Origin of the sequence: Hathewaya limosa (genome assembly GCF_030815255.1) — a bacterium.
Classification (GTDB): domain Bacteria; phylum Bacillota; class Clostridia; order Clostridiales; family Clostridiaceae; genus Hathewaya; species Hathewaya limosa.
The window spans coordinates 1-16041 of record NZ_JAUSWN010000035.1; the positions used below are offsets into that span (position 1 = coordinate 1).

The 16041-nt window shown below is 25.9% G+C and carries 14 protein-coding genes; 9 read left to right on the top strand and 5 right to left on the bottom strand.

Features of this window, described 5'->3' with window-relative positions:
- Positions 1 to 130: 130 nt before the first annotated feature.
- The 5 genes from QOZ93_RS13330 to QOZ93_RS13350 all read right to left on the bottom strand — a co-directional run bounded on the left by QOZ93_RS13330 (position 131) and on the right by QOZ93_RS13350 (position 3208).
- Positions 131 to 739, bottom strand: a complete 609-nt coding sequence (locus QOZ93_RS13330) for an N-acetylmuramoyl-L-alanine amidase (protein WP_307357250.1) — start codon at positions 737 to 739, stop codon at positions 131 to 133.
- A 53-nt stretch (positions 740 to 792) separates the two neighbouring features.
- Positions 793 to 1032 carry a DUF2922 domain-containing protein gene (locus QOZ93_RS13335; protein WP_307357253.1) on the bottom strand — a complete coding sequence of 80 codons (240 nt, stop codon included), beginning with the start codon at positions 1030 to 1032 and terminating at the stop codon, positions 793 to 795.
- Complete coding sequence (locus tag QOZ93_RS13340; protein ID WP_307357256.1) at positions 1025 to 1270, bottom strand: DUF1659 domain-containing protein; 246 nt, start codon at positions 1268 to 1270, stop codon at positions 1025 to 1027. Before QOZ93_RS13340 ends, QOZ93_RS13335 begins: the two co-directional genes overlap by 8 nt.
- Position 1271: 1 nt before the next feature.
- The gene (locus QOZ93_RS13345) at positions 1272 to 1499 is read right to left on the bottom strand and encodes a BhlA/UviB family holin-like peptide (RefSeq protein WP_111944634.1); all 228 of its coding nucleotides are present in this window, start codon (positions 1497 to 1499) and stop codon (positions 1272 to 1274) included.
- Between the two features lie 1181 nt (positions 1500 to 2680).
- Positions 2681 to 3208, bottom strand: coding sequence for a sigma-70 family RNA polymerase sigma factor (locus tag QOZ93_RS13350; protein WP_307357259.1), 528 nt, complete (start codon positions 3206 to 3208; stop codon positions 2681 to 2683).
- A gap of 165 nt (positions 3209 to 3373) precedes the next feature.
- Between QOZ93_RS13350 and QOZ93_RS13355 the strand changes: the two genes are divergently transcribed.
- The 9 genes from QOZ93_RS13355 (at position 3374) to QOZ93_RS13395 (ending at position 15016) form a co-directional block, all read left to right on the top strand.
- Positions 3374 to 3520: a hypothetical protein gene (locus QOZ93_RS13355; protein WP_307357261.1), complete on the top strand. Its 147-nt coding sequence runs from the start codon at positions 3374 to 3376 to the stop codon at positions 3518 to 3520.
- A 175-nt stretch (positions 3521 to 3695) separates the two neighbouring features.
- The gene (locus tag QOZ93_RS13360) at positions 3696 to 4796 is read left to right on the top strand and encodes an SH3 domain-containing protein (protein WP_307357264.1); all 1101 of its coding nucleotides are present in this window, start codon (positions 3696 to 3698) and stop codon (positions 4794 to 4796) included.
- A gap of 211 nt (positions 4797 to 5007) precedes the next feature.
- A complete protein-coding gene (locus QOZ93_RS13365; RefSeq protein WP_307357266.1) occupies positions 5008 to 5688 on the top strand; it encodes a hypothetical protein in 681 nt (226 codons plus the stop codon).
- 520 nt (positions 5689 to 6208) lie between these two features.
- Positions 6209 to 7522 (top strand): radical SAM/SPASM domain-containing protein, encoded by a 1314-nt coding sequence (locus QOZ93_RS13370; protein WP_307357268.1) that lies wholly within the window; start codon positions 6209 to 6211, stop codon positions 7520 to 7522.
- An 11-nt stretch (positions 7523 to 7533) separates the two neighbouring features.
- Positions 7534 to 9141: an ABC transporter transmembrane domain-containing protein gene (locus QOZ93_RS13375; protein WP_307357270.1), complete on the top strand. Its 1608-nt coding sequence runs from the start codon at positions 7534 to 7536 to the stop codon at positions 9139 to 9141.
- A gap of 532 nt (positions 9142 to 9673) precedes the next feature.
- The gene (locus QOZ93_RS13380; protein WP_307357273.1) at positions 9674 to 11125 is read left to right on the top strand and encodes a helix-turn-helix transcriptional regulator; all 1452 of its coding nucleotides are present in this window, start codon (positions 9674 to 9676) and stop codon (positions 11123 to 11125) included.
- A 117-nt stretch (positions 11126 to 11242) separates the two neighbouring features.
- Positions 11243 to 11452, top strand: a complete 210-nt coding sequence (locus QOZ93_RS13385) for a hypothetical protein (protein ID WP_307357275.1) — start codon at positions 11243 to 11245, stop codon at positions 11450 to 11452.
- Positions 11453 to 12397: 945 nt separating this feature from the next.
- Positions 12398 to 13591 carry a DNA (cytosine-5-)-methyltransferase gene (dcm, locus tag QOZ93_RS13390; protein ID WP_307357278.1) on the top strand — a complete coding sequence of 398 codons (1194 nt, stop codon included), beginning with the start codon at positions 12398 to 12400 and terminating at the stop codon, positions 13589 to 13591.
- A 351-nt stretch (positions 13592 to 13942) separates the two neighbouring features.
- Complete coding sequence (locus tag QOZ93_RS13395; protein ID WP_307357280.1) at positions 13943 to 15016, top strand: hypothetical protein; 1074 nt, start codon at positions 13943 to 13945, stop codon at positions 15014 to 15016.
- Positions 15017 to 16041: the final 1025 nt, after the last annotated feature.

Genomic DNA, 16041 nt, shown 5'->3' on the forward strand with positions numbered 1-16041 from the left:
TCATTATAGCCATCTGTGTACTCAATTTTTAATTTAGTTTTAATAACTACATTTTCTATTGCCATTCTTATCAACTCCTTTCAACTGTATATATGAACTTCAAAGGTTTTTTTGAAAAAAATTTTTAAATTTATATTTTCAATACTTGATTAGGGTATATTAAGTCCGATACAAGTCCATTTTTCAGTTTTAAACTTTGTACTGTTGTATTAAATCTTCTTGAAATACCCCATAGAGTATCACCTTTTTTCACCGTATAGGTTTTAGTAGATGTGGTACTATTACTGGGTTTGTTTAAGGCTAGCTTAATATTATATAGGGGGTAGAGCACACCAGGACAATTAGTGGAATTAATTTCTTTATGTCCTTTAACAGACCCTACGGTATATTTACCGAGTAGGTATTTGCATACATCAATAATTGCTTTTCTTTGAGCCTCTGGCATAACTTCTTTCATAAAGTTACCTTGGGCACATATTCCAATGCTTGTATTATTGTTGCCATAGGCATGAGCTCCGATAGCTCCTTCTGGTCTACCACGATATATTCTTCCGTTCTTATTAACTACAAAATGGTAACCAATACCTGCCCAGCCTAAAGTATTTTTATGATAATTATGTGCATCATAAACAGTCCATGTAGGGTGTTCCATATGATGCAACACTATAAGATTTGTTTTCTTCCTATAGGAAAGATTTCTAAACTTTAAATTGGTTTCTATAATATTAATTTTCCTCACTCCTTTTTATTTTTTTCTTTTAAAAACCATAATTAAATAATTTATTATGGTTTTTAAATAAAAATATCTTGAAAATCATCTTCCAAAGCATTAATATAATTGTTTTTTCCTTTAATATAGAAAGCACCACAACATTCTTTAAGTGGTACTTCAAAGAGGTTTTTAGAGTTATATATAAGTTCCATACAATGAATAATTGTATCTTTAGATACATTGGCCTTTACATGGGGAATATATATATTAACTTTTTTATCATTGGTATTTTTAAAATTTAAAACTAGGCATTTACTCATTCTCTTCATTCTCCTTAATATAGATATAATCAACTTTTAGCTTGATTTTTGTGTTATTAGGATATGGTAAAAAATTTTCATTTATAAAATCTGCAATCTTAGTAATTTCATTATCAGGGGCTTTTTCGCTAATACCATAGATATAAAAATTTTTAAAAATATCATTGCCTTTGTGGTCTACGCCTAATTTGAATTTAAATGCAAGTCTTGTTTTATTAACTAATTTTTTATAAGCCATTTTAAATCTTTACTACTGCATTTTTAACGTCTTTCACGTCTTTTTTTATCTCATGCATGGTATCTAGTTTGGCACTTAGACTAGATATAATGTTTTGGTAATTTTCTTCTCTTTTTTCTTGCTTTAGATCTCTTCGCTCCTGGGCTTTTAGAATATAGAATATTAATCCTACACTTAAAGCTGCCCAGATACCTTGGGATGAAGCAAGTTTGAAAAGTTCATTTTCCATAAGATCACCTCCTACACTTATATATGAAAAAGCAAAAGGTTTTTAAAAAGAAAAATTCCTACTACACTTATATATGAAAAAGCAAAAGGTTTTTAAAAAGAAAAATTCCTAGGGTGGACAAGCCTTTGACCAGTGTAAATTTGTGAGAGACTGCATTTGTGTGGCTAAACTCCTTGCCACACAACAGGCGGAAACAAATTTATAATGAGGATAAGGCTTGTCCACCCTTGTTTTAGAGGCCAATGGACTTGTCTTGTAGCATAGCCGTTACGAGTGCGGGAGTAGTGAGCTATAGCTAGGAGCATGTCCACTGGCCGCCCTTTGGACCTGCCTTGAAAGTATGTGGGGGTGGGTGGGATACTGAAAAGGCAAGTCCAAAGACCCCACGCCAACGGGTACCACAAAAAGGACTTGAAGGGCTTAAGCAAACTTAGGCTACAAGGGGCTTGAAGCAGTGAAAGACACTTATAGCCTTTAGTTTTCTTAGCAATACAAGGAACTATTTTGGGGTGTTGGGGTTTCGTGGCAGAGAAAAGATCTTTAAAGAAAAGTGCTAAATTAGGTATAGCAATAACAGTAATATCACCATGGAATTATATAAAAATAAAATAAATTATATAAATGACAAATACGACAAGAATAGAAAAATTAGTTTTTTACATGGAGTAAGGACGGTTTTTAGAAATGGAAAAATGAAAAGAAACAAAAAATTAATTTATATTAGATTGTAAAAAATAAAAAAGTTCAAAAAGGTCGCAAAAAACATTTATAAAAATATAAAAGCATAAGGTTTCCTTATGCTTTAGGACACGCTCTTTAGAGCGGATATATAAAAATGGACTAGCTTTATATAGCGAAGAAAATAAAGTGTCTCTTCTAAACTTTATTTCTATGTAAAGCCTGTCCATTTTATCCTTGGAGCTACCTATGACACTAGGGGAATACTATTTTATTTATAACCTTGTGTGATAGGTAGCGTTACGTGAATACATGGAGCGGATACGTAAAAATAGGCTAGCCTTAGATAAACTATGGAATTCTTTTAGAAAAATCTAAGTTTTATTTTTTGAGTGTGTTTATTTTAGGATTTAAGACTTTTTTATGTAAGTGCTAGTATATTTTATCCTTGATGTTTTATAAAGCGTAAAATGGGTTGTTATGCTTTATAAATTTATAATAATTTAAATAAGATTCTTTAACTTTTTAAAAGCGTTATCTTTTAGATAAATAATTCTATTGTATTTAATATCTAGAGTACATGCTATTTCCTTGTAGCTCTCTTCATTTATATAATGTCTTTCTAATATTTCACGTTCTATGGAATTAAGTTTATCCAAAGCTTTATATAATTTTTTCACCTCATCATAGGCTATAATTTCATCTTCTAAGGTAAAGGCGTAATAATCTTTTCGCTCTAGTATATCTTTATCTTGAAATTCCCTAAAATGTTTTATTTCATCTTTTAGTAGAGCCTTAAAATTTAAATCTATTGCAGCTAAGAAATATCCATTATAAGAATTACTATTAGGTTTATACATATGTATTGCGTTAATAACAGAAAGATAGCCATGTTGTACTAGATCTTCAAAGTTGTACTCAGGAATATGATAAGTTCTAGCTTTTTTAAAAATATAAAATTTATATTTTTTAATAATTAGGTTTATAGATTTTTTATCTCCTGTTTTAGCTTTCAGAATAATTTCCTCCAACAAAACACCACCTTTAAAAACTTTAACACTTTAAAGTAATAAAATGTATATAAGTATATAATACCATTTTATTAGAAATAAATCATCATAGGGGGAAGGCTTAATTATTGTAGTCTTGGTTATAGTTATTAATAAACAATATAAATAGATAGGAGAGAATTTAAAATGGATAAGGATTTAATAGTAAAAAAAGAAAATAAGAAGTATAAAAAGTTTAGTAATAAACAAAAGAGTTATATAAGAATAGATTTGCTTATAAAATTAGGTGTAATTTCTATGTTAATTTTAGCTATTTGTGTAAAATTTAAGTGAAAAATGTAGATAGATATAATCATTGTTATGTCTAGTGAAGAACAAATTTAATAATTTTATTATATTAATTTGAGTTTAACATGTTATTTAAAGTGCTATTCTAAGTTTATAAATTGTTTTATAAAAGTGTTATAATTTTATTTAAAGTTAATTAGGGGGAAAAGAGGAAAATAATATGAGTAAGAAAAAAACAAGTTATTATAAGTTAGATCAGATGTCAAGGAATGTACAACAAATAGCTAAAGTAGTAAATAATATGCCAAATATAAGTAGGATAGTTCAACAAACTAATATGATTAATAATTTAAATGGGATTGGTTCAGTAATGAATGAGTGTAGTAACTTATGTAGCACAGCAATAGCAGCAAAGAGTATTGATGGCGAACTTATTCATATAGCTAATTATATTGGTGGATATAATAATTTAAGTAGCATAGTAAAAAATTTATCTAATATGTCATCACTAATATTCTCAAAACAACTTTCTATACAATTAGCGTATACTTTAGAAAATATTAATAGTATAAGTGACAAACTAAGTAAATTTAATTTACCTAAAATACAGAATTACATAGGAGAAGATGGAATAAAGTTAAGTAAAAAAATTAGTGAACAGATAATATCTAATTCAAAATTTGATTTAGATAATTTAGAAATAAATGAGGAAGATTTAGACGAAGTAGTTTCTATGTCTCAGGATATTGATTATAATGATACGGATACACATAATAAGATTAATTTAAAAGATATAGAAGAGATAATAAATTCTAAGTTAGAGGAACAAAACAATAAAACTAAGGATCAAAATCCGTTAAATCAGATAATTTTATTATTAACGGATATAAATAATAATCAAAAAGAGATTCTTAAGGATAAAGGAATTAAAAAATTTATAAATGATGTTTTACTACAGGTTTTATCTACTATGATATGTACTTTTTTAATGCTTATAGGTAAAAATGTGTATTATAATCACATAAATGAAAAACCTAAACAAGTTATTCAAATGGTAAAAGTAGAAATAAAAGATCAAAGAGAAAAAAGTGACAATAAAGAAATTTATAAACGACTTAGATATGTTAATAAAAAAGGATTACAAGTAAGAAACACCAATAAAATAAAAGGTAGAGTTATATATAAATTAAATATTGCAGATGTTATAGAAGTTATTGATAAAAGAAAAGAATGGGTAAAAATAAATTTCTTTGATAAAAGTTGTGGTGAAGAAAGAGACGGATGGGTTTTATCTAAGTATATAAAAAAGTTTGAAAAGTAATTATTATAAAAGATTATAATTTAGCCAAATAGATCGTTACATATATAAGTTAAAAGGTAGGATATTTTGTTTTTTCAAGTTATCCTACCTTTTTGTTTTAAGCATAGAGGGAAAAATTTTTTTATATAGAATGTTATACTTATACAAAAGTTATATATAACTTATACAAAACTTTTGCAAAAGTTATATATAAGTATAAGGTGGGAGGAGTATGAAAACATTTAGTGAATTAGCCATTGAAGAGCAAGTTAAATTCATAAATAGAGAACTTAAAAGAGATAAAAAAACAAGTGTAACTAAACTATGTAAAAATTTAAATATAAATAAAAGTACCTTTATAACCAGATGTAATAAAAATAATTTTAAGTATAATTTTGATTCGAGACAATATGAAAAACAAGATATAGATAAAGAAGTTATACAAAAGCAAAATAAAAGTATAACAAAAGTTATGCAAAAGCATAACAAAAGTATAATAGATAATTTAGAAGAGAATAAAATAGAAAATATACAAAAGCATAATGAGTGTATAAGTAAAGATATACAATTGCAAAATGAAAATATAACAAAAGTAAAACAAAAGCATAACAAAAGTATAAGTGAAGAGATGTTAGATAATATAAAAGAATTGCTTGAAATGAAAGAGCAGTTAAAAGAGGTTATACAAGAGTATAACAAAAGCAAAAGTATTGTTGATATAGAACTTCCAAAACTTGAATTAGATAAAGGTAAATTTAAAGGAGAACCCACAAATAGGTTAATAAAGGTTTATAAAAATATAAATGATAATTGGATTAAATTCTGCAAAGAAGAGTATAGCGAATTTAAGATGCAAGACCTTTACAGTATGGCATTAATGGAGTTTATGGACAAGTATTCAAAAAATAAATAAACACATTAAAAGAAAAAATAATTATATTATTGATGAAGTTAAGGTTATATTCATATGTGTTTCAATAAATAACCAGTACAATATAGATTTTAGAATTGATAAAGATTATTTTAAGTTTTTTACAATCTACTAAATTTATATAATAAATTTTATAGAAATGTTTAATTTTAATATCAATATAGGTGAAAAGTATTTTCTGTATACAAGTAGGGAGAATACTTGTTTTTCAAATAAATTATGATTATTTCCGAGTAATATTTAAATATGTTTTTGTAGAAATTTGAAGTAAATAGTTTTTAAAAACAAAAGTTAGAATATATTGAAAATTTAGAAATAACGTTTTATAATTTAGTTATTCTAAATTTGGGGGTGAAAATATGGAAATTATAAGAGAAGGAAAAGAAGTAACTAGAGGAACTCATAGTTGTCAAATTTGCTTTACTTGCGTTGTTTATTAATTAGAAATAATCAAAAAAGGATCAAAAGTTATTTTTTGATCCTTTTTTAGGGGAGAAAAAATATGAAATATAAAAAATCAAAATATAATATTATCATAGATAAACTTGAGAATGGAAATATACTTTTATTTAATACATTTACATGTGCATTTGGTGTTCTCCAAAACAATAATGTGAGTTTTTATAATGATATTGAGAATGTAGAAGTTAATAATTTAGATAATGAGTACAAAGAACTTATTGAATTAATGGTAAAGCAAGGTTTTATAGTTGAAGAGGATTTAGATGAGTTTCAATTATTAAAAGTAAGAGAGAAGCTTGCTAGGTATTCTTCTACAAGACAAAGACATCTAACTATTGCCCCCACCTTAGCTTGTAATATGGCCTGTCCATATTGTTTTGAAAATAAAAGAGATAGAAAAGGTATGAGTGATGAAACCAAAAAAATACTTATAAAATTTATAGAAGGATTTATAAAGGATGCTGAGTTTTTTGAAGTAGTTTGGTTTGGTGGAGAACCATTATTAGAGCTTGAAACAATTAGACAATTATCAAAAGAATTTATAAAAATTTGTGACAAAAAACAAATTGAATATAAATCTTCTATTGTAACTAATGGAATATTATTAGATTCTAAGACAGCGACTATATTAGAAAGTGAATGTAAATTAACACATGCACAGATTACTATAGATGGTTTAAGAAATACTCATAATAAAAGAAGAATATTAAAAAATGGAGAAAGTAGTTTTGATATTATAGTAAATAATATAGATAGTATAAAAAATAAAATACCTATATCTATAAGAGTTAATGTAGATAAAAATAATGAGAAAGAAGTTAATAAATTAATTGACTTTTTTGTTTTGGAGAAAAAGTGGGGTAAAGATGATAAAGTTAGATTTTATTTTGGGCCAATAGAAAAATCAACAGAAGAATGTAGGATAAGTGATTCGAAATGTTTTAATGCGATAGAATTTGCTGAACTATTAAAAAATGTATATGAAAAATTATATAATTTAGGATATACTCATTGTTTCGATAAGCTTTTTTCAGGAAATAAGATAATGAGTTGTGGCGCTATAACTAAAAATTCTCTTGTTATTGATGCAGAAGGTGATATATATACCTGCTGGAATGCATTAGGGTTTAAGGAATACTGTGTTGGAAATGTTAGAAAAACTTTAATGTTAAATGGAAAATGGCTACAATGGCTATCATTGGATTACCCAGATGTGTGCACTAAATGCGAGTTTTTACCTATGTGTCAAGGATCATGTGCATTTAAACGCTTGCAAAATGGAAATATACCTAAATGTTCATTTAATAAACTTAGTTATAAAGATCTACTTAAATATATATATAAATGTAGTTAAGAGAAAAGCATATGAATATATTTAAATTTATTAAGAAATATTTAAAAAATTATAAGATATATATAATATTATTTTGTATGTTTTCTACAATAATTAAGTTTACAAGTTTTTTTATTCCATATATATTAGGTAAATTCATAGATAGTATGATTCTAAATAAATCTGTAGATATGGTTTTAAATTATAGTAAAGGTATTATATTGATAGCATTTATTGAATTAGTTTCTATATATAGTAGAGAAATGATAGGAATAAAGCTATCGTCACAATTATCTTTTAATATTATAGATTCTATAGTAGAACATTTAAAAAGATTACCAATAGATTATTTTAGAGATTTAGATACAGTGTATCTAAATCAAAGAATAAATCAAGATGTTGGTTTAATTGTAAAGTTTGTTACTAATAGTACTGTAGAATTATTTCTACAACTTGCTTGTGTAATAATCTTAATTTTCTTTACGTATAATATTAACTTATGGTTCTCTGTATCAATAATAATAATATTAATAATAAATTTTATTATATATACTGTATTTAAAAAAATAATTTATAAAAATGGATATGAGTTACAAGAATCTCAGAATAAATTTTTTTCTAAAGTGAATGATCAATTTAGTATAATTAAATCAATAAAGAGACATTCATGGTTTAAAAAATTAAATAATGAGATAAAAGAAAATTTTAGTTCTTTTTATAAAAACGCTATTAGATATACTAAGATAACTAGTTTATATAATGCTATTGGCAATTTATTTAAGTATGTTTGTATAGTTTTTCTAGTTATGTATGGAGGAAGGCAAATTATTAATAATAAAATGTCAATAGGGGATTTTATTATATTAAATAGTTATTTTTTAATGTTATTGGAATGGGTTAGATTTATATTAAGTTTTGGAGAACAATATCAAAGTTCTATTGTAGCGTATGACAGGATTATGGATATAATTAACATAAAAGAGGAACATAATGGACAAAAATTTATAGAATCAATTGATTCTATATGTATAAAAGACTTAACATTTAATTACGGAAAAAATTTTATTGTTAAAAATTTTAATTTTATGTTTGAGAAAGGAAATGTATATTGCATAGAGGGACAGAATGGTAAGGGTAAAAGTACATTAATAGATTTAATTACTGGACTAAGATATGACTATAAGGGTGAAATTTATTATAATCATATCAACATTAAGGATTTAAATATTTATGATATTAGAAGAAAATTAATGGGTATAGTTGAACAAGAACCTAACTTGGCAAAGGATTCTATAGTAAATAACCTAGTTTATGATTTAGAGGGTTATGAAGATAAAAAATTACATTCTCTATGTGATAGTATGAATATAAGTAAATTTATAAGTAATAAAAATGAAGATAATTTGAATACTAATTTTTCTAATATTTCTGGTGGAGAAAAACAGAAAATAGCAGAGATTAGAGCCATATTAAAAAATCCAGAAGTTTTAATTTTAGATGAACCTATTTCGGCTTTAGATCAGGAAAGTATCATTGTATTAAAAAGCATTTTAAATGATATAAAGAAAGATTGTATAATAATTATTATAACTCATAATGATATGATTTTAGATATAGTAGATAAGGTTATAAAGTTATAATAAATGTATTTTTAAGTTTTTCAATAAAAAATAAACATAGGTAAAATTATAATTTTGCCTATGTTTATTTTTTGTTATTGTAAAGTTAATATTATGAAAAAGTATTCAAAGAAAAATTAAAAGCTTAAAGTTAAATCTTTTTATGGTAATAGATGAGAAATAATCTAAGATATATTGAATTTTCATTGATTTCAAAGTACAATATAATCAAGTATATTACAATTGTTTACAATAATTTACAATAACATAAGAGATATTTCAAGATGAGTGCATATAAAGCAAAAACTCTTGGATCCAGAAGTTTGGCCGCTTCATCCAAGAGTTACCATCTTGAAAAATCTTTCCAAATAAAATAAAAAGGTTCTAATTTAGAGTAAGAAATTTTCTAAATTCATAGGAAAGTTTTCTTTATATCTATTAAAATATATATTAATTCTAATATATTTATTGCTTATAGTCAATAATAAATAGTTTTAAAGATGTAGAGTATAAAGCTTTCCTGTTTAAAGAACTTTTTAGATAGGAGGGCTTTTTGTATTCACAGCAGCTTAAATTACAAGATTATATAGAAGATGTTTTAAGAGATATAAATAATAGCGATATAAAAGTTACTGCAGATGGAAGTAGAGTTTCAATGGCCAGGGCTCAAATAAATGAAATTCATAAAAATGATGATGGATATGTTACTGTTGCTGTTAAAGATAAAGGTGCATGGTACCAATACCATTATAAAAGGGAAGAGCTTGAAGAAAATGTAGACAAGCTTCTAAGTATTAAAGATATTAATTTATATATGTCTCCTAATAGTTTTTATAAGCCTTCTAGGAGAATTGAGAATGTACGAAAATTAAATAGTTTATTTATAGATGTAGATTATTATAATATTGAAAAGCTTAGAGATCTTTCACCTGAACAAATAATTTTTCTTTTAGATGATGAGTATTTTAAAATAAAAGTTCCAGATGCTAGTTTGATTGTAATTACAGGAAGAGGGCTTGCAATTTACTGGCTTATAGAACCTGTTCCTTATAAGGTACTTCCTCTTTGGAATGCAGTTCAAAAGTTCTTATTAAACGAACTTGAAGAGGTAGGGGCAGACCCTAAATCAATAGATGCAGCAAGAGTTATGAGACTTTCAGGGTCCATAAATCAAAAGAGTAAAAAACCTGTAGAGCTTTTAATTTATAATGCAGAATATAAATATTCTCTTCGTGAAATTCAAGAAGAGTATATGCCAAGCCTTACCCCTTATGTTGAAAATCCATGTTATAAAAGAAGGGGTAGAAAGCCTAAAATAGTTAAAATGTTTAATGTATACTCTCTTCATTATGCAAGGCTTTGTGATATAGTAACCCTTCAAGATGTAAGGGGTGGTCTATGTAGGAGTGAAGATGGTACTTTAAGCGAAACAGGTCAAAGGGAAATAATGTGCTTTTTATATAGATATTATTCTTGTTGTTTTACACAAGATACAGAAAAGGCATTACAGGACACTTTAGAGTTTAACAAAGGATTTGTATTACCTTTAGATGAAAAGACTGTTAGAAGTCAAACTAGACAGGCAGAAAAAGCATATGAAGAATGGCTTTTAAATGATTTCAATTTAAAGGGCAGAATTTTAACTAAAGAAGAAATGGAAAAGGTTAAAAAGAAAAAAGAGATATATAAATTCTTAGGATATAACTATACAAATAAATCTCTTATAGCTCTATTAGTTATTTTAGAAGAGGAAATGAGAAAGCTACAAACTATAATTAGTGAGAAAGAAGTTAAAAGAAGAAATAATAATTATAATAAAGACAAATTTAAAAAACAACGAAGAAATGAAAAAGGACTTACTAAAAAGCAGCAAGAACTTTTAGATAGGCTAGAAGTAATAAAGAAACTAAAAGAAGAGGGATACAAGCAAACAGAAATTGCACAAATGCTTAATATAAGTGTTAGAGCAGTACAAAGAGCATATGGAAAATTAAATGGTAAGTAAAAAATAGAATAACTGTAAAAAAATAACCCGACAAAAAACATTCATATTAAATTATAGGGCTTAGCCTGGAGTTCTTTTTTCCTTACTCTTTTCTTTCTTCTCGCTGTATGTCTAAAAATGGCTTACTTACTAAGCCCTAAGCAACAAGAACTTTTACATAGAGTAGACGTACTAAAGAAACTAAGAGAAGACGGACTTACTAAAAAGGATATTGCAGAGGAACTTAAAATTATTATCGAACTAGTAACAAGAGCTTATAGGAAAATAAAAGATAATTCCCATATTGTTGGGGGGTCAAAAAGAGTCCTATTAAATTATAGGGCTTAGTCTAGGTTTCTACCTCCCTTACTTTCTCACCTATAGTGCCTACTTAATTACATTATAGACAGTATTCAGGTTTTTTTATACAAAATAAAATAACAAATAAATTATAAAATTTAAGAGCTTTTAAGTTTTATATAGGTTAAACTTACTAAGTAAATTATCAAAAAAGAATTATAAGAGATTACTACAAAGAAAATAATGAAAATTATTTAAGAACATTGGGACAAAACTGTTCTATTATATATTGTAACTTGGTTTTTATTTCTATATTTACATAATAAAATAAATAAATTTAATGAAATTCTTGAACTTTGGGTTAGATTGGAATAATAAGTAATCTAAAAGAAGGGTATGCAATCAAATAAATGTTTTATAGATGGTTAATATATGTATTAGAACAGTAAAGAAATGTTATAAGAAGTTAATATAAAGTAAATAATATAATTTATGTAAAATATATAGGCGTAAAAAATGTAACTATTAAATGATAGAGCTTAATTTAGTTAATATATAAATAATAAAATAAAAAATATCTTGAATTTAAGGCTTTAGATAGAGTTTCCGTAGTAAGGAAACTAGTAAAAGAGTGATATAAAGAGTTAATATAAATCAAATATTGATATTTATGTAAAAAGTATAAACATGAAAAATGTCAATATTAAATTATAGGGCTTAATTTGGTTAATATATAAATAATAAAATAAAAAAATTTCTTGAACTTAAGGTTTTAGATAGGGTAGACTTACTAAGGAAACTAGTAAAAGAGTGATATAAGAAGTTAATTTAAAGAAAATAACAGAATTTATGTAAAAAATAGGTTAAAAAGATACCCTATTAAATTATAGGGCTTAGCATGTGTTCTGTTTTTTCTTCACTAAGATATAATAAAATAAAAAACTATTTGATATTAGGATTTATATAATATTAGTTTACATAGGAGGAATTAAGTTGATAGTAAAATTGTTAAGTACTACATATGATCTTTCAAATAATCAAGATATTGCTTTGTTTATTTTGAAGAAAAGAAATGAGTTGGATATAACGAGGAAAGAGTTTGCAGATGCATTGGGTTTACCTAAAAATGGAAATTCGTTAATTAAAGCATGGGAAAATGGAGAAGAAAGACCTAATGAGCAACAATTGAAACGTATAATAGATTTTCCAATTGAACCACCTTTTAAAAATCCTTTAGAGGGTAAGTTTAGGATAATAGATCTTTTTGCAGGAATAGGCGGAATTAGATTAGGATTTAGTAAGTTTGGGGCATATACAGTTTTTTCATCTGAATGGGATAAATTTGCTCAAAAAACTTATAGAATTAATTATGGAGAAGAGCCATATGGAGATATAACGCAAGTATGTGAAAATGATATACCTAATCATGATATTTTATTAGCAGGGTTTCCTTGTCAACCTTTTTCTAATGCAGGTCTAAAAAAAGGATTTAATGATACTAGAGGAACTCTTTTTTTTGATATAGCTCGTATAATAAAAGCAAAAAAGCCAAAAGCATTTATGTTGGAAAATGTAAAACAGTTAAAAGGTCATGATCATGGAAATACTTTTCAAGTTATTGAAAATACTCTTAAGGAATTAGGATATGTTGTATATTCAAAGGTTTTAAGATCTGTTGATTTTGGAGTTCCACAAAATAGAGAGAGAATAATAATAGTTGGTTTTAATGAAGAAAAGATGAGGAAAACTAATATTGAATTTCAATTTCCTAAACCAAGTAATAAGAAGATTACAGTTGGTGATATTTTAGAAAGTAATGTAGATGAAAAATATACAATTTCAGATAAGTTATATGAAGGACATTTAAAAAGAAAAGAAATGCATAAGAAGAAAGGAAATGGATTTGGGTTTTCAGTCTTTAATCATGATAGTAAATATACTAATACAATAAGTGCAAGATATTATAAAGATGGTAGTGAAGCGTTGATAGATCAAGGCATAAATAAAAATCCTAGAAAATTAACTCCGAGAGAATGTGCTAGGCTACAAGGATTTCCAGAACAATTTATAATACCAGTATCGGATTCACAAGCATATAAGCAATTTGGAAATTCAGTATCAGTTCCAGTTATAGAAGCTGTAGCTGAAAAGATGCTAAATTTCATGAAAAAAACAGGATTATTATAAAAATGTAATTTTTATAATAAAGAGTTTATTTGTAAAAAATATATTATAAGCAAAGTTATTTTCTATAATATATTTTTTTATTTATTTAATTAATGATAATATAGATTTATAATAATTATATTATCAATCTATATTATTATTTGAAAATCTAATATTTTAAAAGATTAAAGACTGATTTAAGAGGAGAAAATTTGAATTTTTATAATGGATTTACAAAGGTACATTTGAGAATTTGTATTTAGGGGATAGTATATATTTTATTCAGGAAAATGTTTTTACAAAGGTTTGAATTTAAATAGATTAAGGAGTTTACAAGAGGTTAAAAAGATATATTAAAGGGGGAATTATAATATGAATTTATTACGTAGATGTCCAGATTTATATTATGAAACAATGTTATATACATATATAAAAAGAATGTATGGAAATACCTATAAAATTAGTGAAATACACAGATCTAATCTTATAGATATATTGGAGAAAGAATTAGAAAATCCTTATAACAATTGTAATAAAATTAAATCTAAAATATTAAATTATATAGAAGAAAATGTTTTTAGTAAAGGTAATGAAATATCTAAGTTTGAAGAATATGAAAGAATTATAGTACCTTGGGGAACATCTATTGATCCATATGTATTTTTGATTGCATTAAAACTTTTAAAAATAAAACCTACTATTACATCTAGGATTAAAGAACAAAGTGAAAATATAAAGTCTAATGCTATTCCTTTAACATTGGAATACGATAATATAAATGTTATGCCGGTATATGTTCAAAGAGTACTTATAAATCGAATTATTTCAATCGAAATAAATAATTTATATAATACAGATTGTGTGTTTAAGCAATCAATAGATCTTTTAAATACAAATAAGATAAATGTTTTTAATTCATTTTGTCCAATAATAAATGAAAGTATGAAACAATCTTCAACTACAAAAGGCGGGGCTACTTATGAAGATGATATATATGATTTGCTTTTAAAAATAGGTATAGAAGAAAACAAAATACAAAGATTTCAACATGAGGATATTGGAAGTATAGAAAACGATTTCAAATTTGAGTTAGATGGTTTGAAATTTGGGATTTCTGCAAAAAAAACATTACGTGAAAGATATAAACAATATGTAAATTTAAAGGATAAAGAAATTGATATAGATGTGTTTATGACAATAACACTTGGTACTGATTTAACTGAAGAGAAGGCTAAGACTATTAGAAAGTTTGGAGTATACATATTTGTAGCCCCAGAAATATATATGTCACAAGTATATTTACAACAAATAGAAGGAATATATCCTATACAAGATTTAAGTGTAAACTTATTAAAACGATTGGGACAAGATTTTCCCTCATGTTCTATTGAAAAAGTTCCAAAAACTGCTTCATCACCTATTGAAAGGGTTTCACAGAATGTTTAATATTTTAGGATAAAATGGACAAGCATAATAGATTAGTCTAACTTAGCATTTCTTTTATAGATAGGTATTTAGATAAAATGCTTATACATTTTTACTTATCCGCTCCAAGTATTCACGTAAAGCCCCTATCATACAAAGGTAGCCTCTAGTATTCCCTTTGTGTCATAGGGGCTTTTTAAAAGGAATGTTTGGACAAGCATATCAGTTAAAAGATACTCATAAGCTAGTCCAAACAAAATAGAAAAAATAGACCTAGAGAAAACTCTAGGTCCTTCTTAATTCAAATATTGGGAAAAAGTAATGTTTTGGATTTGAAAAGTTTAATAGTTAATTTTATTTAAATTATAACATATCGTAATTTAAAATCATTATTATAAGAAATAAAAATATATAAGAGAGTTACTTATACTGGTATACCTAATTTATCATTTAAATTTTACGTTACGAACTTTTTTATTAATAATGATTTTGGCGTTAAACCCCATCACCCAGAAAGAGTTCCTTGTTTTATCTTAGAAAGCTATAGCTCTATGTGTCTTTCAAGTCTTCAAGCCACCTATAGCATAAGTTTTCTTAAGATTCTACAAGTCCTTTTTTGGGTACCCGATGGAACGCTTCGCCCAGTGGACATGCCTATATTCATGCTTAACTCAGGAATTCGTAACGGCATTCATATAGGTCAAGTCCACTGGGCTTAAAAACAAGGGTGGACAAGCCTTTCCATACTTATGACTTTATATTTTCGCCTGTTGTGTGGCAAAAAGCGTAGCCACACAAATGCAGTCTTTCATATAAGCCAATGTATTCCAAGGCTTGTCCACCCTAGGTGTTATATTAACAACTGAAAAAATGGAAGGAGTTACACGAAGTGTGACAAGGTGTCCATTTTTGAAGGCGTTAGGAATAAAAAAACCTAGCTTTTAGCCAGGTTTTTTTATTATAAATTATAAAGTTTTAAAATCAAAACTTTCAATTTCTGTCTTAACAAGATCTGCTTGTACTTTCTTAACTAGGGAAGCTGCTTT

What these genes read in the sequence shown, in the direction of transcription:
- QOZ93_RS13355 (WP_307357261.1), top strand. Translation starts at nt 3,374, where the DNA reads ATGGATAAGGATTTAATAGTAAAAAAAGAAAATAAGAAGTATAAAAAG.
- QOZ93_RS13340 (WP_307357256.1), bottom strand. Translation starts at nt 1,270, where the DNA reads ATGGCTTATAAAAAATTAGTTAATAAAACAAGACTTGCATTTAAATTC.
- QOZ93_RS13335 (WP_307357253.1), bottom strand. Translation starts at nt 1,032, where the DNA reads ATGAGTAAATGCCTAGTTTTAAATTTTAAAAATACCAATGATAAAAAA.
- QOZ93_RS13360 (WP_307357264.1), top strand. Translation starts at nt 3,696, where the DNA reads ATGAGTAAGAAAAAAACAAGTTATTATAAGTTAGATCAGATGTCAAGG.
- QOZ93_RS13370 (WP_307357268.1), top strand. Translation starts at nt 6,209, where the DNA reads ATGAAATATAAAAAATCAAAATATAATATTATCATAGATAAACTTGAG.
- QOZ93_RS13395 (WP_307357280.1), top strand. Translation starts at nt 13,943, where the DNA reads ATGAATTTATTACGTAGATGTCCAGATTTATATTATGAAACAATGTTA.
- QOZ93_RS13345 (WP_111944634.1), bottom strand. Translation starts at nt 1,499, where the DNA reads ATGGAAAATGAACTTTTCAAACTTGCTTCATCCCAAGGTATCTGGGCA.
- QOZ93_RS13385 (WP_307357275.1), top strand. Translation starts at nt 11,243, where the DNA reads ATGGCTTACTTACTAAGCCCTAAGCAACAAGAACTTTTACATAGAGTA.
- QOZ93_RS13375 (WP_307357270.1), top strand. Translation starts at nt 7,534, where the DNA reads ATGAATATATTTAAATTTATTAAGAAATATTTAAAAAATTATAAGATA.
- QOZ93_RS13365 (WP_307357266.1), top strand. Translation starts at nt 5,008, where the DNA reads ATGAAAACATTTAGTGAATTAGCCATTGAAGAGCAAGTTAAATTCATA.